Consider the following 15920-nt stretch of genomic DNA (forward strand, 5'->3'; position numbering starts at 1 on the left):
CTTATACGCAATCAGGACATTTTCCGTAGATTTCGAATTTATGTCCTTCCACTTCATAGTCCGGTAAATTGACAGTAATCATCTCCATTGGACAATGCGGAATGTTGCGCGTCTTACCACACGCCGTACAGATGAAATGATGGTGGTGAACGCCAGGATCACATTGCATTCGAAAATGCCGTTCCCCGTTCAAATCGGTTTCTTCAAGAATACCCAGTTCTGAAAAGGTTGATAGGTTCCGATAGATCGTATCGAAACTGATTCCCGGATTATCGTCTGTCATGAAATTCTTCACTTCAAGAGCAGTTACATAACGGTCTTTATTCGAAAAGAACTGTAAAATCGTATCTCTATTTTTGGTCCGTTTAAATTGGTTTTCCTGGAGAATCCGCCATGCCTCATCAAGTGTCAAACCAACTCCCCCTTCACCATACGAGCATTACGTCCGCCCTGCATTTTCTTCCAAGCGAGCACCACTAACAAAATAACAATCGACGTGACGACGATCGTTCCACCCGGTGCAATATCAAGATAATAGGCTGAAACAAGTCCAATGATAACCGCTAACTCGCCGAAAATAATGGAATAGATCATCGCACTCTTAAAACTTTTCGCAAGTTGGATAGCTGCCGCCACGGGGATCGTCATAAGTGACGACACAAGTAAAATACCAACAATCCGCATAGAAGCTCCAATAACAAGCGCTACGATGATCATGAACACCATCTGGATATAGCGCGAATTAATACCGGAAACTTTTGCATACTCCGCGTCAAATGACAAGGCAAATAGTTCTTTATAAAGAAATCGGATATAGGTGATAACAATGATCGCAATAACGATAACAATGAAAAGGTCCTGCCTGCTAACCGCTGAAACAGAACCGAATAAATAACCAATCAGATCAGAGCCGAAGCCTTTTGATAACGAGATGAAAATAGCACCTAGGCCGATACCTGCCGACAAAATTACCGGAATTGCAAGTTCCTCATAATGACGGTATGCACCCCGCAATTTTTCGATCAGCAGTGACCCACCTACAGCTGATGCGATCCCGAGGTAAACTGGGTTCAGCGCCGCAAAGAACAGTACTTGTTGGCTCAAATAAAGGCTTCCAGCGATTCCCGCAAGTGCAACATGACTGAGCGCATCCGCGATAAGGGAGAGACGTCTGACGACGATAAACAACCCAAGTAAAGGAGCGATAACACCAATGATTAAGCCTGAAAGAAATGCATTTTGCAGAAACTCATACGATAAAATATCATTAATCATCGTTCCACCTCATCCGTTTGCTGGTGGACGCGCCGAACGGGGTGTCCATACCATCTAGAAACGTCATCATCTTCCATCTTTTTATAATCGGATTGTTTTCCGTGAAAATGAATCGTTCGGTTCAAACAAGCCACATGGGTTGCAAGATCAGTAACGAGGTCAATTTCATGTGTAACAAGCAAGATTGCGATACCATGCTCACGATTTAATGTATTCAGCATAGAATAAAACGACGCTACATTTTGCTGATCAATACCAACTGTCGGTTCATCCATAATAAGAAGATCTGGTTCTCCTGCAAGCGCCCTTGCTATGAACACACGCTGTTGTTGACCGCCGGATAGCTCGCCCATATTTCGTTTCGCGTAACTGTCCATACCGACGATACTAAGTGCTTCTAGCGTTCGCTGCTCATCTTTTTTCGAAAAGCTTTTGAACATTCCTACTTTCCGAGTTAAACCGCTACGTACAACTTCAAGAACGGTTGCTGGGAAACCTGAGTTAAACGAATTGGATTTCTGTGAAACATAGCCAATCCGTTCCCTGTGCTTAAATGATTCTATATCCGAACCAAAAAGTTTTACCGAGCCACTGGTTGGTTGTAAGAGACCGAGAATAATATTGATGAGTGTTGATTTACCAGAACCATTCGGCCCTATCAAGGCCCAAAATTCACCCTCTCCTACCTCGAGAGAAATATGATCAAGGGCGATTGACTGTTCATAATTGAAACTGACGTCGTCCAATTGAATAAGATTAGTTGTCATTTTACTATCCTTTCCTTAAAACAGGAATCATTCCGATTCACTCGTCAAATTATAAACCATGACACGAGTGGATACAACCATTTAAGAAAGAGGGAATTATCAGTGGATTATGCGCAACTACTAAATGAGGTCAAAACGAGAAGCGATGATGAAGTGAAAATCATTGCAAAGCAATACGGAATTGACTTTTCCAAAACAGAAATAAGAGCACTTCGGCCATTGCTTGATGAAATTTCTTTCCATTGGCTCTTCACTGGGATTCCAGAAACCTTTATCGCTAAAATCCGTGGAGCTATTGGTGATAATAAAACTGAAGTCCTATTTAAAAAGTATTTAGACTCCACCAAGTGACAAGTATGTCTAAATGAAGAAAACCCACCTGCATAAATATACTTTGCAGGTGGGTTTTGCTATTTAAATTCTTAAAACATCAATCTTCTCCGGTTGAAACGTTTTTGCTTTAAACATTTCTATCTCAAATTGATAAGGTGCCGATTTCTTCTTTGGATCCAAACCTACAAAAGGTGTTTCAAGGATTTTAGGAATGGATTGGAACCCTTCATGATGAACGATATAAGAAAGTGGTTCAAATCCAATATGACCGAAACCTATATTTTCATGACGGTCTTTCTTTGCACCGCGCTCATTCTTACTATCATTGACATGAATAACAGATATTCTGTCCATACCCACAATTTTATCGAACTCGTTTAGCACACCTTCAAAGTCACCGACGATATCATAGCCTGCGTCATGAACGTGACAGGTATCAAAACAAACCGATAAACGTTCGTTATGTGTGACACCGTCGATAATCGCAGCAATTTCATCGAAGTTTCGACCGCATTCAGTCCCTTTCCCTGCCATCGTTTCAAGGGCAATGCGAACCGGATAGTCCTGGGAAAGTACTTCGTTTAGTCCTTCGATAATTTTCGCGATTCCTAGATCAACACCCGCACCGACGTGCGCGCCTGGGTGAAGGACAATCTGATCAACGCCAAGTGCAGCTGTGCGTTCGATTTCACTTTGTAGAAAGTCGACACCAAGTCTGAATGTCTCCGGCTTTAACGTATTTGCAATGTTGATAATATACGGAGCATGGACGACAATATTTGATTGTCCATTGTCCTCCATACTCAGATGGCCTGCTGCTATATTCAGTTCCTCAACTGGCTTCCTCCGTGTGTTCTGGGGTGCGCCGGTATAAATCATGAAAGTAGTTGCTCCGTAACTTGCAGCTTCCGCACTTGAGCCTAGTAGCATTTTGCTACCGCTCATCGAAACGTGGGAGCCAAGCAATAATGGCTTATCATTTGTCATTTTTTACGTTTCAGTCTCCTTTCTCTCTTTTTAAAGCTCTCTACCTTCTGAGCCATTTTCTTTTTGTATCCTGGTTTTACTTTTGACGGTTTCGCAACGAATGAAATTGCTTTACGGTCAATATCATCCACTTCTTTTACTCGATTTTTTCTTGAATGGCGCTCTTTTACTTCAACCCACTCACCATTTTTTACTTCTTCATGAACAAACGGAATACCCATTTTTTCAATTCTAACCACTTTATCGTCTTCAGACGGTTCATACAGTGTAATTGCCGTTCCCTTAAGCCCAGCACGTGCAGTACGTCCCACGCGGTGTATGAAGAACTCCAGATCCTCAGGCAATTCGAAGTTAATAACGTGACTGACACCCGGAATATCAATTCCACGTGCTGCTAGATCTGTCGCTACGATATATTGGAATTCTAGATCACGGATTTGCTTCATCATCCGTGTTCGTTCACGCGGTGTTAAATCGCCGTGAATTCTTCCGACTTTAATGCCGCTTTCTGAAAGGAAAGTTGCAAGTCCTTCAGCGTTTTGTCTTGTATTCATAAAGATGATTGCTAAATAAGGATTGATTCCTTCCATTACTTGCAATAACTTTTTCTTTTTACTCATACTGCGAACAGGAACAAGGGAGTAGTGCATCCCTTCCGTCAATGGTTTACGTTCACCAATTTTCACATGAACAGGTGATTCCATGTATTTATTTAGGAACGGTTTTAGCTTTTCCGGAATCGTTGCTGAAAATACGTACATTTCAAGTTTAGCCGGCATTTTTGCTGCAAACTTATCGATATCTTCGATAAAGCCCATGTCGAATGCAAGATCCGCTTCATCTATAACCAAAATTTTAGCGGTATGAATAACAAGTGCTCCATTTTCGGACATATCGCTAATTCGTCCTGGTGTTCCAACGATAATATGTGGATTCGATTTTAATTTCCCGATAGACCGTTGTTTGTCCGTACCCCCTATGAGCAGTGAACTGCGCACATCTGTGCCTTCTGTCATCTTCGCAAGTTCATTGTACAGTTGCGTCGCCAACTCTCTTGTCGGAGCTGTGATAACCGCTTGCAGTTCATCAACAGCTACATCAGTACGTTGTAAAATCGGTATAAGGAAACTGTGAGATTTACCCGTTCCTGTATGTGCTTGTCCGATTGCATTCGTCCCTTTCAGGATGAGCGGTATAATTTCCTTTTGGATCGGTGTCGGATTTTCAAAGCCGAGCCTCCCGATTGCTTCCCGTAAAAACGGTTTAAATTGATAGTCTGTAAATTTAGACATTCGTAACCCTCCTAATGTACACCTATTATAACACGATTTCGTTCCGCCGTATGCGATTTTCGCATAGTATACTATGTGAAAGTCCATTCTGATTAATTGAAAGGAGATAATTATGAGGTATGAATCCTTTTATCCATTCGCGCGACAACAATCACAACCAACTTCCATGGGACAAACGAGCTTCGGACCCCCTTCTCAAATGAGGCAGCAAACACCCAGACAACCGTTCATGAATGACCCAATGGGCAATCCATTCGGGGGTCAAACGGGCAATCCACCCGGGGGGCCAATGGGCAATCCATTCGGGAGTCCGATGGGCAACCCAGCTGGGGGGCCGATGGCTGGTCAAGGGGAGCAACAAGTTCCATCAAAAATGGAATCGTATATGCAAACGGCGAACCAATTCTTAAATACAGCCCAGCAATTCGCACCTGTGGTCCAACAATTTGCGCCAATGGTTCAAAACTTACCCGCAATGTGGCGATTGTACAAAGGCTTTCAATCACTCCCAGTAGCCGGTGCCGCTAGTTTACCTGTAAGCGGAGGAGCAGCAGCCGCACAGTCAGTTGCAAATGTTGCAAATGTTGCATCCGGCCTGTCAGCCCCCCGCATCTTCCAGCCGCCCATTCGATAATTTTGAATCCCCCGTCCAACTCCGTTATAATGGTTGATAGATCCTATTAGAGGAGTGAAACGGCATGAAAGTATTAAAGATTACCCCTAGAGGTTATTGCTATGGGGTTGTCGATGCAATGATCATCGCTAGAAATGCGGCACTCGACAAAACATTGCCGAGACCCATTTATATATTGGGAATGATTGTCCATAACAAACATGTAACAGATGCGTTTGAAGAAGATGGCATCATCACAATTGATGGCGAAAATCGTCTAGAAATTCTTGAAAAAGTTGAAACGGGCACAGTTATCTTCACTGCACATGGTGTTTCACCTGAGGTGCGGGAACTTGCGAAAAGAAAAGGCCTTGTGTCGATTGACGCAACATGTCCCGATGTAACTGTAACCCACGACTTGATTGGGGAAAAGACTGCAGAAGGCTACGACATCATTTACATTGGGAAAAAACATCATCCAGAGCCTGAGGGTGCAATCGGCGTCGCTCCTCACGCTGTACATTTGATCGAAACGATTGAGGATGTCGAAAACCTCACTATACAGAATGCTAAACTGCTCGTCACAAACCAAACGACAATGAGCCAATGGGATGTTGTTCACATTATGGACGCACTTAAAGTAAAATATCCGCATATCGAAGTGCATAAGGAAATTTGTCTTGCTACTCAAGTAAGGCAAGAAGCCGTCGCACAACATGCAGGAGAATCAGACCTTCTTATCGTCGTAGGCGATCCGAAGAGTAACAACTCGAACCGTCTGACACAAGTATCTGTCGAAATCGCCAACACTCCATCGTACCGGATATCGGATGTTTCAGAACTTGACGTCAAGTGGTTGGAAGGGATTGAAACTGTGTCTGTCACAGCGGGTGCTTCGACACCGACATTGATTGTACGTGAAGTGATTGCATTCCTTGAGAAGTTCAATCCAGAAGATCCTTCTACACATCATCCAGAGAGGAAATTCCTTTTGGAAAAAATCTTACCAAAAATTAAAAATCCTACACCTGTGGAACGAATCGAACCGTACACAACAACTTAAATGAACCAGCCTCTACTTACGGAGGCTGGTTTTTTTTATTGGACATCAATTAAAAGTAAACGGTTCCGTGTTGATTTCCGATTCGATAAACGACACATTATAGCCGGCCTGCGAGCAAGCTGCCTGCATATAGTCCGCAACACCTTGAATCATCACCTTCTCAATGTTGTGGCCCGGGTCGATGACAGCAAGTCCCATCGCTTGCGCATCATGGGCAACATGGTAATACAAATCTCCAGTTACCAGAACATCCGCTCCACTTCGTTTAGCAGCCCCTATATATTTATTACCATCTCCGCCCAACACCGCAACTTTTCGAATCTCCTTGTTTGGATCACCGACAAATCGAAGTGCTGGAACATCGAAAGCTTTTTTTACAATTTCCACAAATTGTCCAAGAGTCGTCTTTTCCCGAAGTTTCCCAATACGGCCAAGACCATAGTCGTTTGACTGTTGATCAAGAGCAACTAAATCAAACGCCGGCTCTTCGTATGGATGGGCTTCTAGCATCGCTTTTAGCACCTTACTACGCATAGGTGCGGGAAGAACCACTTCAATTCTCTCCTCTTTGACTTTCTCCCCTTTACCAACTTCACCAATAAACGGCTTAGCTCCCTCGACAGGCGTGAAACGTCCGATACCTGATGAGCTAAAACTGCATCCGACGTAATCGCCAATTGCACCAGCACCCGCTTTTTCCAACGCTTGTCTAATTTCATCCGCATGTGTAGTAGGGCTGAAAACGACCAGTTTATTAAGCAGCTCAGAATAAGTTAACTCAACTATTTCCGTGTCAACTAAACCAATTTTTTCAGCGAGCATATCATTCACTCCGCCCGGTGCAACGTCAAGGTTCGTATGTGCTGCATAGACAGCAATATCATTTTTTATGCACTTTTCAATCATGCTACCTTGCGGCGTGTCCGTTAATAGACTTTTTAACGGTCTGAAAAGCGGAGGATGGTGCGCGATGATAAGGGTGGCACCTTTCCGGATTGCCTCATCAATCACTTCTTCGTTGACATCCAATGTAACCAACACATTTTCTACTGTCCGGTTTAATTGTCCGATGTGTAGACCGACTGGATCGCCATCCATTGCAAAACGTTTTGGAGACCACTTTTCAAATAGCATAATAATTTCATGACCATTCACTTTTTTCAAGTTGTCAACACCTTTCCAATTAATTCAATATGACGTGTCAACTGTACTTTTTTCGTTTTTATTGCAGCAGTTTCAGTTGTTTTTGTGAGGGAATCAAGTACACGATTCCATTCCAACAATTCACTTTCCCACTTCTCAATGAATACATCGGTTTTTGATGTAAGCAAGAAAGGACCCGCCATCAATTCTAGTTCACCATAAGCTGCCTGCCCTTTTTCCATCACGATAATTTCATATATTTTGCCGTCTTCTTTCAGAATGTGTTCATTTATTATTTTCCACCCGTTAGAAACAGCCCATTCACGAATTGCTCTTGAATAGATATTCGGTTGTGTAATGATTCGCTTCACTTTAGAAAGACGGTCTTTGCCGCTTTCCAAAATAGTGGCGATAAGCGGTCCGCCCATCCCCGCGATCGTTACCGTATCAACAGCATCATTCTCTTCAATAGCGAATAAACCATCTGCCAATCGCACGGTAATTGCCTCCGAAAAACCCTCACGTCGCACATTTTTAACCGCAGATTCAAATGGCCCTCTGGCTACTTCTCCCGCGACTGCCTTCTCCACTCTATTTGTATGGAGGAGGAAACATGGTAAATAAGCATGGTCACTGCCGATATCTGCAACAACTGCACCCTCGTCAACAAATGAAGCAACTGCCTTCAATCTGTTTGATAATCGTTCTGAGTTCAAATAATCGCCGCCTTTCAATACGTTAATTGTAGTAGATTTCGTCGCATTTTGCACTTTGTACAAAGAACAAAAGCGCAGGGCGCCGTTTAGCCCCCCAAACGCTGGAAGGCTTGTTGAAAAAAGGCGCACTTTGCCTTTTCAGCAAGACAGTAGCGACTCAAGGGACTGATGCCCGTAGTCTAGATGAAAAATCTCTTAGTGGAAAACTTATAAATAGGACAGGACTTTATAATTTCCCGTGAAATAGAAAAAGCCGTCAGTCCACAGAAATGCTCTGCTAACCGACAGCTCTTCCTAATTAAGGATTATTTAAGTGATAAAATATAATCTGCCATAGCATCAAGCTCGGCATCATCTGTAATGCCCATAGGTGGCATTGCGCCTTTACCGTCTTTTATAACGCTTTTAATTTCGTCCTTAGATAGAGCAGTCCCAACTAATGCTGGTCCCATTCCGCCTGTAAGATCTCCACCATGACAGCCTATACATTTCCCTTGAGCAACTGCTTCAGCATCAAATTCCGCAGAACTTGGAGCTTCTTCAGTTTTCCCCTCTTCGCCTTGTCCAGCGATTTCATTTTTCTGTTCAAGTCCATAAAGAGACATGAAGAAAATAAGACCGATTCCAAGCGCAAAAATAAGGATATAAGGAACTATTGGATTTTTACCCATTGAATTACCCTCCTTTATCAGGATCTATTCTGTAATGAATACAGTACACAACTATTATTGTACTGTATTCAATAGGAAACTGAAAGAGTTATCGATGATCTTTTCGGTGTTTGTGACAATTTCGACAAACATTTTATTGTTATCAAGTTGCAGGCACCTTCCGCTTTTATTGTTAACAGCCAATTAATCTGGCAATGACCATTCTTTGAACCTCTGAAGTACCTTCACCAATTTCAAGAAGCTTAGCATCACGCATATAGCGTTCGACTTCATATTCTTTCATATAGCCATAACCGCCATGAATCTGAATTGCTTCACTTGCTACTTCCATAGCAATTTCAGATGCATATAGTTTACACATGGAAGCTTCTTTCGAGAATGGACGCCCTTGATCCTTCAGCCACGCTGCTTTATGGACCATAGTTCGTGCCAACTCAATTTTCATCGCCATATCTGCCAGCTTGAATTGTGTTATTTGGAATTCAGAAAGCGTTTTACCGAATTGCTTACGTTCTTTAGAGTAGCGGAGTGCCCGGTCAAATGCCGCTTGAGCGATCCCTACTGCCATAGCACCGATTCCGATACGTCCACCGTCTAATGTGACGAGGAACTGTCGGAAACCGTTACCTTGAGTTCCTAACAGGTTCTCTTTTGGTACGCGGACGTTGTCAAGCACGAGTTCCGTCGTATTAGAAGCATTAAGGCCCATTTTTTCATAGTTGTCCATAACCGTGAAGCCTTCTGCATTAGTCGGTACGATAATTGCACTGATTTCTTTCTTACCGCCTTCATTCCCAGTGATAGCGGTAATTGCAAGGTGCTTGGCGTAGCTCGCATTCGTTATAAACACTTTAGAACCGCTGATGACATAATCGTCCCCGTCTTCTTTTGCTGTCGTTTGCGTCCCACCCGCATCCGAGCCCGCATTCGATTCTGTCAATCCAAATGCGCCAAATGATTCCCCTGTACAAATAGGCGTCAAATACGTATGTTTCTGTTCTTCAGTACCAAATAGGTTAAGCGGTGCTCCACCCAATGAAATATGCGCAGAATATGTAATTCCCGTTGACGCACATGCACGGCTCAGTTCTTCCGTAACAATTGCAAAACTTATTGTGTCGGCCCCTCCGCCCCCATATTCCTCGGAAAACGGTAAACCCATCATTCCCATTTCGGAGAGCTGTTTAAACACCTCTACTGGAAACTTTTTTGTCCGGTCGCGCTCGATTGCACCTGGTGCAACAACTTCATCCGCGAATTCCCGAATCATTTTTTTAATCATCTGCTGTTCATCTGTCAAATCGAAATTCAACATCTTCATCCCCTTTGTTGTGAACGCTTACAATTTCAATTATAACGAATTGTCTATCGTTTTCACAACTATTATTAAAAGAATAGGAGAATTCAGAACGAAACAAGCAAGAATACAATGATTAATAGTAGGCCAGCTGCTCCAGAGAGTGTGAAATACTGCAATTTAAGCATACGTCCTGCAAATAACCAAAGTACACAGTTCAATATAAGTAATCCGATTAGTAACATCGTATACCCTTCGAAAAAGACAACCCATAGCTTCAAAGACATTAACAGCAACATCAAGGAGGCTAGTATGTATAAAATAGGTGCGATTCCCATTTGAATTGTTGATTTACGCATCGTCAACAAGAGAAATGAGAACGAAACAACAGCCGTCAAAGTTAGAGTCCATCCTGGGTATTCGATAAACACAAACATGCCTCCACTAACAATTATTGCTAGTATGGACAGCATAGCAATCGCCCGATTCAATTTCTTTTTTTCCTTGACAAAAATGGCATCTGTGGCGTTTACTTCCTTCACATCCTGCCCCTGAGCATAAAGAGTGATTAGGAAATCACAATAATGTTCCGGCAACAGCTTATTCTGCTTCCAATATTTTATCTCCGAAATAATCATTCGTTTACGCTGTGGATTCATAGTATAAATCGCTCCTTGAAAAGTGTAAGGGAATCTAAGAACACTAATTAGCCGTTCTATTTCTTAACAGTGAAAAAAGCATCGGCACAAATTATGCCGATGCCTTTTTTTATTCAAGAAAATCTTTTAGTCGTTTACTTCTTGATGGGTGACGCAGTTTGCGTAATGCTTTCGCCTCAATTTGACGAATTCGTTCACGGGTAACGCCAAACACTTTACCTACTTCTTCAAGTGTTCTTGTACGGCCATCATCAAGACCAAAACGTAGACGAAGTACGTTTTCTTCTCTATCTGTCAACGTATCAAGGACATCTTCCAATTGTTCTTTCAATAACTCATATGCCGCATGATCAGACGGTGATTGGGCCTCTGAGTCTTCTATGAAGTCACCTAGGTGAGAATCGTCTTCTTCCCCAATTGGCGTTTCAAGTGATACAGGTTCTTGTGCAATTTTAAGAATTTCACGTACTTTCTCGGCAGTTAGATCCATTTCTTCTCCAATTTCTTCAGGGGATGGCTCACGTCCAAGATCCTGTAGTAATTGACGCTGAACACGAATCAATTTATTGATGGTTTCAACCATATGAACCGGAATCCGGATTGTACGGGCTTGGTCCGCGATTGCACGGGTGATTGCCTGGCGTATCCACCACGTTGCATACGTACTGAACTTGAAGCCTTTCGTATGATCGAATTTCTCAACTGCTTTAATAAGCCCCATGTTCCCTTCCTGAATTAAGTCAAGGAACAGCATGCCACGTCCAACATACCGTTTTGCAATACTTACGACTAGGCGCAAGTTGGCTTCTGCAAGCCGCTTTTTCGCCTCTTCATCTCCATCCAAAATGCGAATTGCAAGTTCAACTTCCTCCGCACCTGTCAGTAAATCAACACGCCCAATTTCTTTCAAGTACATTCTCACAGGATCGTTGATTTTAACACCTGGCGGAACACTGAGGTCATTTAAATCGAACTTTTCTTCCGCGACTACTTTCCCCTCATCGCCGGCCTCTTCATCGGCTTTTCGGTCCATTTCAATTCCCTGTACTTCAATCAAATCAAGGAATTCTTCGAACTGTTCAGGTTCCATTTCAAATACAGATAACTTTTCAGTTACCTCATCGAGCGTAAGTTCTCCTGTTTTCTTTCCGGCCTCCAACAGGTTTGCCTTCACTTCTTCAACAGTCATTTCAATTTCCATATCTTCTGCTTGCTCTTTTTTACTCATCTTACCCGTTCCTCCTAAGTACACCGGAAAACGACTACAACGTCGTCAATGATTTCCGGAGCTGTATAATTTCCCTGGCCAGCTCCAGCGCCCGGGTATGATCATTTATTTTTTCTGCTTCTTTCGATTCATGAATCTTTGCATGGATTGTCAAACTAACTTTATATTTTTCAAGGTGACTGATACAATCAGCAATTTCTTCCGCTGCGTGTTCAGGATCTCTTTCCACCATTGCAGATTCTAAGACGATTTTCCTGAGTTCTCGGTCTTCCAACGATTCCGCAAACCTATGGAAATCAGGTATCCCATGTTGTTCATAAAACCCGGCGAGCCGAATGAAGATGGCAACATAGTCTTCTCGAACAAATAAGTTTTGCTTGTCCAATCGTATCCGATCAAACAATTCCCCATCACTTAGCAGGTGGAAGAGTAACAATCGCTCTGCACGCTCTGTACCCGTCTTCTTTCTGATTGGAACTGTAGGTTGGGGACGCATAGTTTCCCCATACTTTGGTTTTGGTTCTGCTTTTGCTTTCTTCGCTTGATGTCCGGCCATTTTTATAAACTGCTGATTAATGGCTTCGATTGACACACCCGTCACGGTTGAAAGCTGGCGAAAATAAAGATCCCGTTCTACTGGCGATGTACGCTTCGCTAATTCTTCCAATACTTCATGGATATATTGCAGCATATCATTTTCATAAGATAGGTTCTTTGACCGCTTTGCATATGCCATTATGAATGACATGAATGAATGGGGATTACCGATAACCTTTTCCCGAAATGCATCACCGCCATACTCTGTGATGTAATCGTCCGGGTCCATTTTTCCAGGTAACAGCGCGATTTTAACATCCAACCCTTTTTGAGTGGCCAAGTCTGCGAATCGTTTTGCCGCTTCCCATCCTGCATCATCTCCGTCACAGCAAATGATAAGTTCTTTAGCAATTCTTTTTAATTTCAGCAGATGACTATCTGATAATGATGTGCCCATTACGGCAACACTATTCGTCACACCCGCACGATCTGCTGATATCGTGTCCATGAATCCTTCAAACAGTATTACTTTACCCGTTTTCCGGACGTTAAGACGTGCATTGTGAAAATTGTACAGAATATGACTTTTTTCGAATATCGGAGTTTCGGGACTATTTAGGTATTTGGCTTCCTGTTTTGAACCGGAAAGTATTCGTCCAGAGAATGCTACAACATTTCCATTACCGTCATGAAGCGGAAACATGATACGTGCTCGAAATCTGTCAAAATAGCCTGTTCCATCGTCTTTCATGATACAAAGCCCAGCACGTTCCATGTCCTTCATATCGAAATTCTTTCGCTTTAGGAGACTCGATAGCGCTTCATTATCATTTAGCGACCACCCGATTCCATATTTTTCGATACTCTCCCTCGTAAACCCTCTTTTTTCAAGATATTCGAGTGCCTCTTCACCTTCTACAGTGTTCAAGAGTAGATGACTATAAAAATTTGCAGCAAGAGCATGCGCTTCAATCATAGATTTAAATTCATTGTGCGGCTTTGCTCCGGCCCCTTCACTCACCGCAGTATCGATTTCAATACCCGTTCGTTCAGCAAGCTTTACAACAGCTTCGGTAAAGGGGCTATTTTCAATATCCATAATGAAAGTAATCGCATTTCCACTTGCACCGCATCCGAAACAATGAAAGAGTTGTTTGTCTTCTGTTACAGAGAAAGAAGGTGAGCTCTCATCGTGAAATGGGCAAAGCCCGAACCAGTTCTTCCCTCTTTTTGTTAGTTGCACATATTCTCCAATTAGATCTACAATATCAGTCTTTGATCGGACGGCTTCTATAGTCTCTTCTGGTATTCTCGTCATCCTATCACCAACCACTCTATCTAGATTGAATTCGAGATAGTATTCAAAAATCCTTCATTTTCGACAAAATATTTTCGATTATACTCGGAATCTTTCATACTACACTAATAGGAAATCTTTATCTCTATATAAACCTCATATTATACAAAAACTTTTTCTTCATCCGTAAAAGAAGAACCAACCTGTATTAGCGGTCGGTCCTTCTGCATCACCGTGTCCTGGTTTTAAATACCCGTACAACTCAGGAACAACAGTATCCTCACTTCTCGCTTACGAATGACGATTCGTAATTTCAGTTAGTATAACATTCGCCGTTTCCTCTACAGCCCGGTTTGTAACATCAATAACATTGCAACCGATTTTCGAGACGACATTATTAAAATGCGTAATTTCGGCTTCAATCCGTTCAACTCGCGCATAATTCGCATCATCTTTTAAACCAAGTGCGATGAGACGTTCCCTACGGATAAAGTTTAACTTTTCCGGTGAGATGACGAGTCCGTAACATTTGGCTGGGTCAATCATATATAGTTCCTCTGGTGGCTCCACTTCGGGTACTAGTGGAACATTTGCCACTTTGTAGCGTTTATGGGCGAGGTATTGCGATAATGGTGTTTTCGATGTTCTTGAAACGCCAACTAGAACAATATCGGCTCTTAAAATACCTCGTGGATCCCTACCATCGTCATATTTAACGGCAAATTCAATTGCTTCAATTTTTTTGAAATAATCTTCATCTAATTTGCGCACAAGTCCAGGTTCTTCCAATGGCTTTTCACCAAGTTCCATACCAATTCGTTCGATGATAGGACCTAGAAGATCGATGCACTGAATTTCTTTCATTTGACATTCTTGTTTTAGTTTTTGACACATTTCGCTTTTCACAAGCGTATAGATGATGATTGCATTTTGCTGTTTCGCTAAATAGACAATTTCATCAAGTTGCGATTCGTCTTCTACATGTGAAAACCTTTTAATCAATACGGTTTCTAGCCCTTGTCTGAATTGACTTGCTGCTGCTTTTGCAACAAGGTCGGCTGTTTCTCCGACTGAGTCAGAAACAATGAACAAAGTTAACTTCCTCATAGTATCCCCCTCATAATTCGTGATCATCCGCAAGTGATAGGAAGGCTGCGGTAATATTAGTTTTGGTCACTCTTCCAACAACTTCAAGTCCCACTCCATTGTCAATGACAACTGGTAGCGAATCGATTTGTTGGTCTATCATTTTTTTCGCTGCATGAAGAAGCGTATCTTGCTTTTCACAATACGTAATATTTGGCATTCTCGTCATAATCACATGGACCGGAATTTTTTCCAATTCATTGTTCCCAAGACTTGTCCTTAGTAGGTCTTTTCTTGAAAGGACTCCAGTAAGAAATGAAGATTGATCAACTACGAATAATGTCCCAACGTCTTCCAAGAACATCTGACAAATTGCATCATATACCGAAATGTTTTCTTCCACAACAACCGGAATCGACTGGAAGTCACGTACTCTCATGCCGGTCATACTGTCAGCAACCGATTGGGCAGGTCTTTTTCCCGAATAAAAATAGCCTACTCGAGGTCTTGCATCCAAAAATCCAGCCATAGTTAAAATAGCTAAGTCAGGACGGATTGTAGCCCTCGCTAGCTTAAGCCGCTCCGCGATCTGTTCGCCAGTGATTGGGCCATCTGCTTTAACGATTTCAAAGATCTCCGTCTGACGCTTATTCAGTTCCATATATGTCACCGCCCTAAGCGTTCAATTGTTTATCCTTGATTATTATATACGAAGACGCGCGCTATTGCGAAGAAAGCGGAACCATGCTAAACTAAGGGAGAATTGAATAGGCGAAGATAGGTCTATGAGTAATGTCAAATTGAAGCGAGCGGGGATAGTGAAAGCCCGTACCGACATGAAACGGCAACCTGGAGCTAATGTACTGTGAAAGAGGGCTGTTCGTACAGCCAATTAGGGTGGAACCGCGGGTAATCATGCACTCGTCCCTGGACATATGTCCAGGGATGGGTGCTTT

At 42.5% G+C, this 15920-nt stretch carries 17 protein-coding genes; 3 read left to right on the plus strand and 14 right to left on the minus strand.

Features of this window, described 5'->3' with window-relative positions; translation table 11 throughout:
• Window position 1: 1 nt before the first annotated feature.
• Genes I2483_RS01675 through I2483_RS01685 form a run of 3 tightly spaced genes read right to left on the minus strand, consistent with a single transcriptional unit; the run spans window position 2 to window position 2042 of the window.
• The gene (locus tag I2483_RS01675) at window positions 2–412 is read right to left on the minus strand and encodes a Fur family transcriptional regulator (RefSeq protein ID WP_207173393.1); all 411 of its coding nucleotides are present in this window, start codon (window positions 410–412) and stop codon (window positions 2–4) included.
• Window positions 409–1275: a metal ABC transporter permease gene (locus tag I2483_RS01680; protein ID WP_207173395.1), complete on the minus strand. Its 867-nt coding sequence runs from the start codon at window positions 1273–1275 to the stop codon at window positions 409–411. The genes I2483_RS01675 and I2483_RS01680 overlap by 4 nt, the downstream gene beginning before the upstream one ends.
• Window positions 1272–2042 (minus strand): metal ABC transporter ATP-binding protein, encoded by a 771-nt coding sequence (locus tag I2483_RS01685; protein ID WP_186670602.1) that lies wholly within the window; start codon window positions 2040–2042, stop codon window positions 1272–1274. The genes I2483_RS01680 and I2483_RS01685 overlap by 4 nt, the downstream gene beginning before the upstream one ends.
• Before the next feature lie 102 nt (window positions 2043–2144).
• Between I2483_RS01685 and I2483_RS01690 the strand changes: the two genes are divergently transcribed.
• Complete coding sequence (locus I2483_RS01690) at window positions 2145–2393, plus strand: hypothetical protein (RefSeq protein ID WP_186670603.1); 249 nt, start codon at window positions 2145–2147, stop codon at window positions 2391–2393.
• 63 nt (window positions 2394–2456) lie between these two features.
• Here the strand turns inward: I2483_RS01690 and I2483_RS01695 are convergent, their stop codons facing one another.
• Together I2483_RS01695 and I2483_RS01700 are read right to left on the minus strand one after the other, a co-directional pair.
• On the minus strand, window positions 2457–3362 hold the full coding sequence (locus I2483_RS01695; protein ID WP_207173397.1) for a deoxyribonuclease IV: 906 nt from the start codon (window positions 3360–3362) through the stop codon (window positions 2457–2459).
• Window positions 3359–4654, minus strand: coding sequence for a DEAD/DEAH box helicase (locus I2483_RS01700; protein WP_186670605.1), 1296 nt, complete (start codon window positions 4652–4654; stop codon window positions 3359–3361). Before I2483_RS01700 ends, I2483_RS01695 begins: the two co-directional genes overlap by 4 nt.
• 112 nt (window positions 4655–4766) lie before the next feature.
• Here I2483_RS01700 and vrrA point away from each other — a divergent pair, with 112 nt between their 5' ends.
• Together vrrA and I2483_RS01710 are read left to right on the plus strand one after the other, a co-directional pair.
• Entirely contained in the window at window positions 4767–5288 is a 522-nt protein-coding gene (vrrA, locus tag I2483_RS01705; protein WP_207173399.1) for a VrrA/YqfQ family protein, read from the plus strand.
• A 64-nt stretch (window positions 5289–5352) separates the two neighbouring features.
• A complete protein-coding gene (locus I2483_RS01710) occupies window positions 5353–6330 on the plus strand; it encodes a 4-hydroxy-3-methylbut-2-enyl diphosphate reductase (protein ID WP_207173401.1) in 978 nt (325 codons plus the stop codon).
• Between the two features lie 45 nt (window positions 6331–6375).
• Here the strand turns inward: I2483_RS01710 and I2483_RS01715 are convergent, their stop codons facing one another.
• The 9 genes from I2483_RS01715 to ccpN form a co-directional block, all read right to left on the minus strand.
• Window positions 6376–7494 (minus strand): Nif3-like dinuclear metal center hexameric protein, encoded by a 1119-nt coding sequence (locus tag I2483_RS01715; protein WP_207173403.1) that lies wholly within the window; start codon window positions 7492–7494, stop codon window positions 6376–6378.
• On the minus strand, window positions 7491–8189 hold the full coding sequence (locus I2483_RS01720) for a tRNA (adenine(22)-N(1))-methyltransferase (RefSeq protein ID WP_207173405.1): 699 nt from the start codon (window positions 8187–8189) through the stop codon (window positions 7491–7493). Before I2483_RS01720 ends, I2483_RS01715 begins: the two co-directional genes overlap by 4 nt.
• Before the next feature lie 305 nt (window positions 8190–8494).
• On the minus strand, window positions 8495–8860 hold the full coding sequence (cccA, locus tag I2483_RS01725; RefSeq protein WP_186670610.1) for a cytochrome c550: 366 nt from the start codon (window positions 8858–8860) through the stop codon (window positions 8495–8497).
• Between the two features lie 172 nt (window positions 8861–9032).
• Window positions 9033–10172 (minus strand): acyl-CoA dehydrogenase family protein, encoded by a 1140-nt coding sequence (locus I2483_RS01730; protein ID WP_207173724.1) that lies wholly within the window; start codon window positions 10170–10172, stop codon window positions 9033–9035.
• 92 nt (window positions 10173–10264) lie between these two features.
• Window positions 10265–10816, minus strand: coding sequence for a hypothetical protein (locus I2483_RS01735; RefSeq protein ID WP_207173406.1), 552 nt, complete (start codon window positions 10814–10816; stop codon window positions 10265–10267).
• Between the two features lie 109 nt (window positions 10817–10925).
• Window positions 10926–12044 (minus strand): RNA polymerase sigma factor RpoD, encoded by a 1119-nt coding sequence (gene rpoD, locus I2483_RS01740; protein WP_207149805.1) that lies wholly within the window; start codon window positions 12042–12044, stop codon window positions 10926–10928.
• A gap of 34 nt (window positions 12045–12078) precedes the next feature.
• Window positions 12079–13899, minus strand: a complete 1821-nt coding sequence (dnaG, locus tag I2483_RS01745) for a DNA primase (protein WP_207173408.1) — start codon at window positions 13897–13899, stop codon at window positions 12079–12081.
• Between the two features lie 270 nt (window positions 13900–14169).
• Window positions 14170–14985 carry a pyruvate, water dikinase regulatory protein gene (locus I2483_RS01750; protein WP_207173410.1) on the minus strand — a complete coding sequence of 272 codons (816 nt, stop codon included), beginning with the start codon at window positions 14983–14985 and terminating at the stop codon, window positions 14170–14172.
• A gap of 10 nt (window positions 14986–14995) precedes the next feature.
• Window positions 14996–15625: a transcriptional regulator CcpN gene (gene ccpN / locus I2483_RS01755; protein ID WP_218624824.1), complete on the minus strand. Its 630-nt coding sequence runs from the start codon at window positions 15623–15625 to the stop codon at window positions 14996–14998.
• Between the last annotated feature and the right edge of the window lie 295 nt (window positions 15626–15920).

It is taken from the genome of Sporosarcina sp. E16_3, from assembly GCF_017347125.1.
Classification (GTDB): Bacteria; Bacillota; Bacilli; order Bacillales_A; family Planococcaceae; genus Sporosarcina.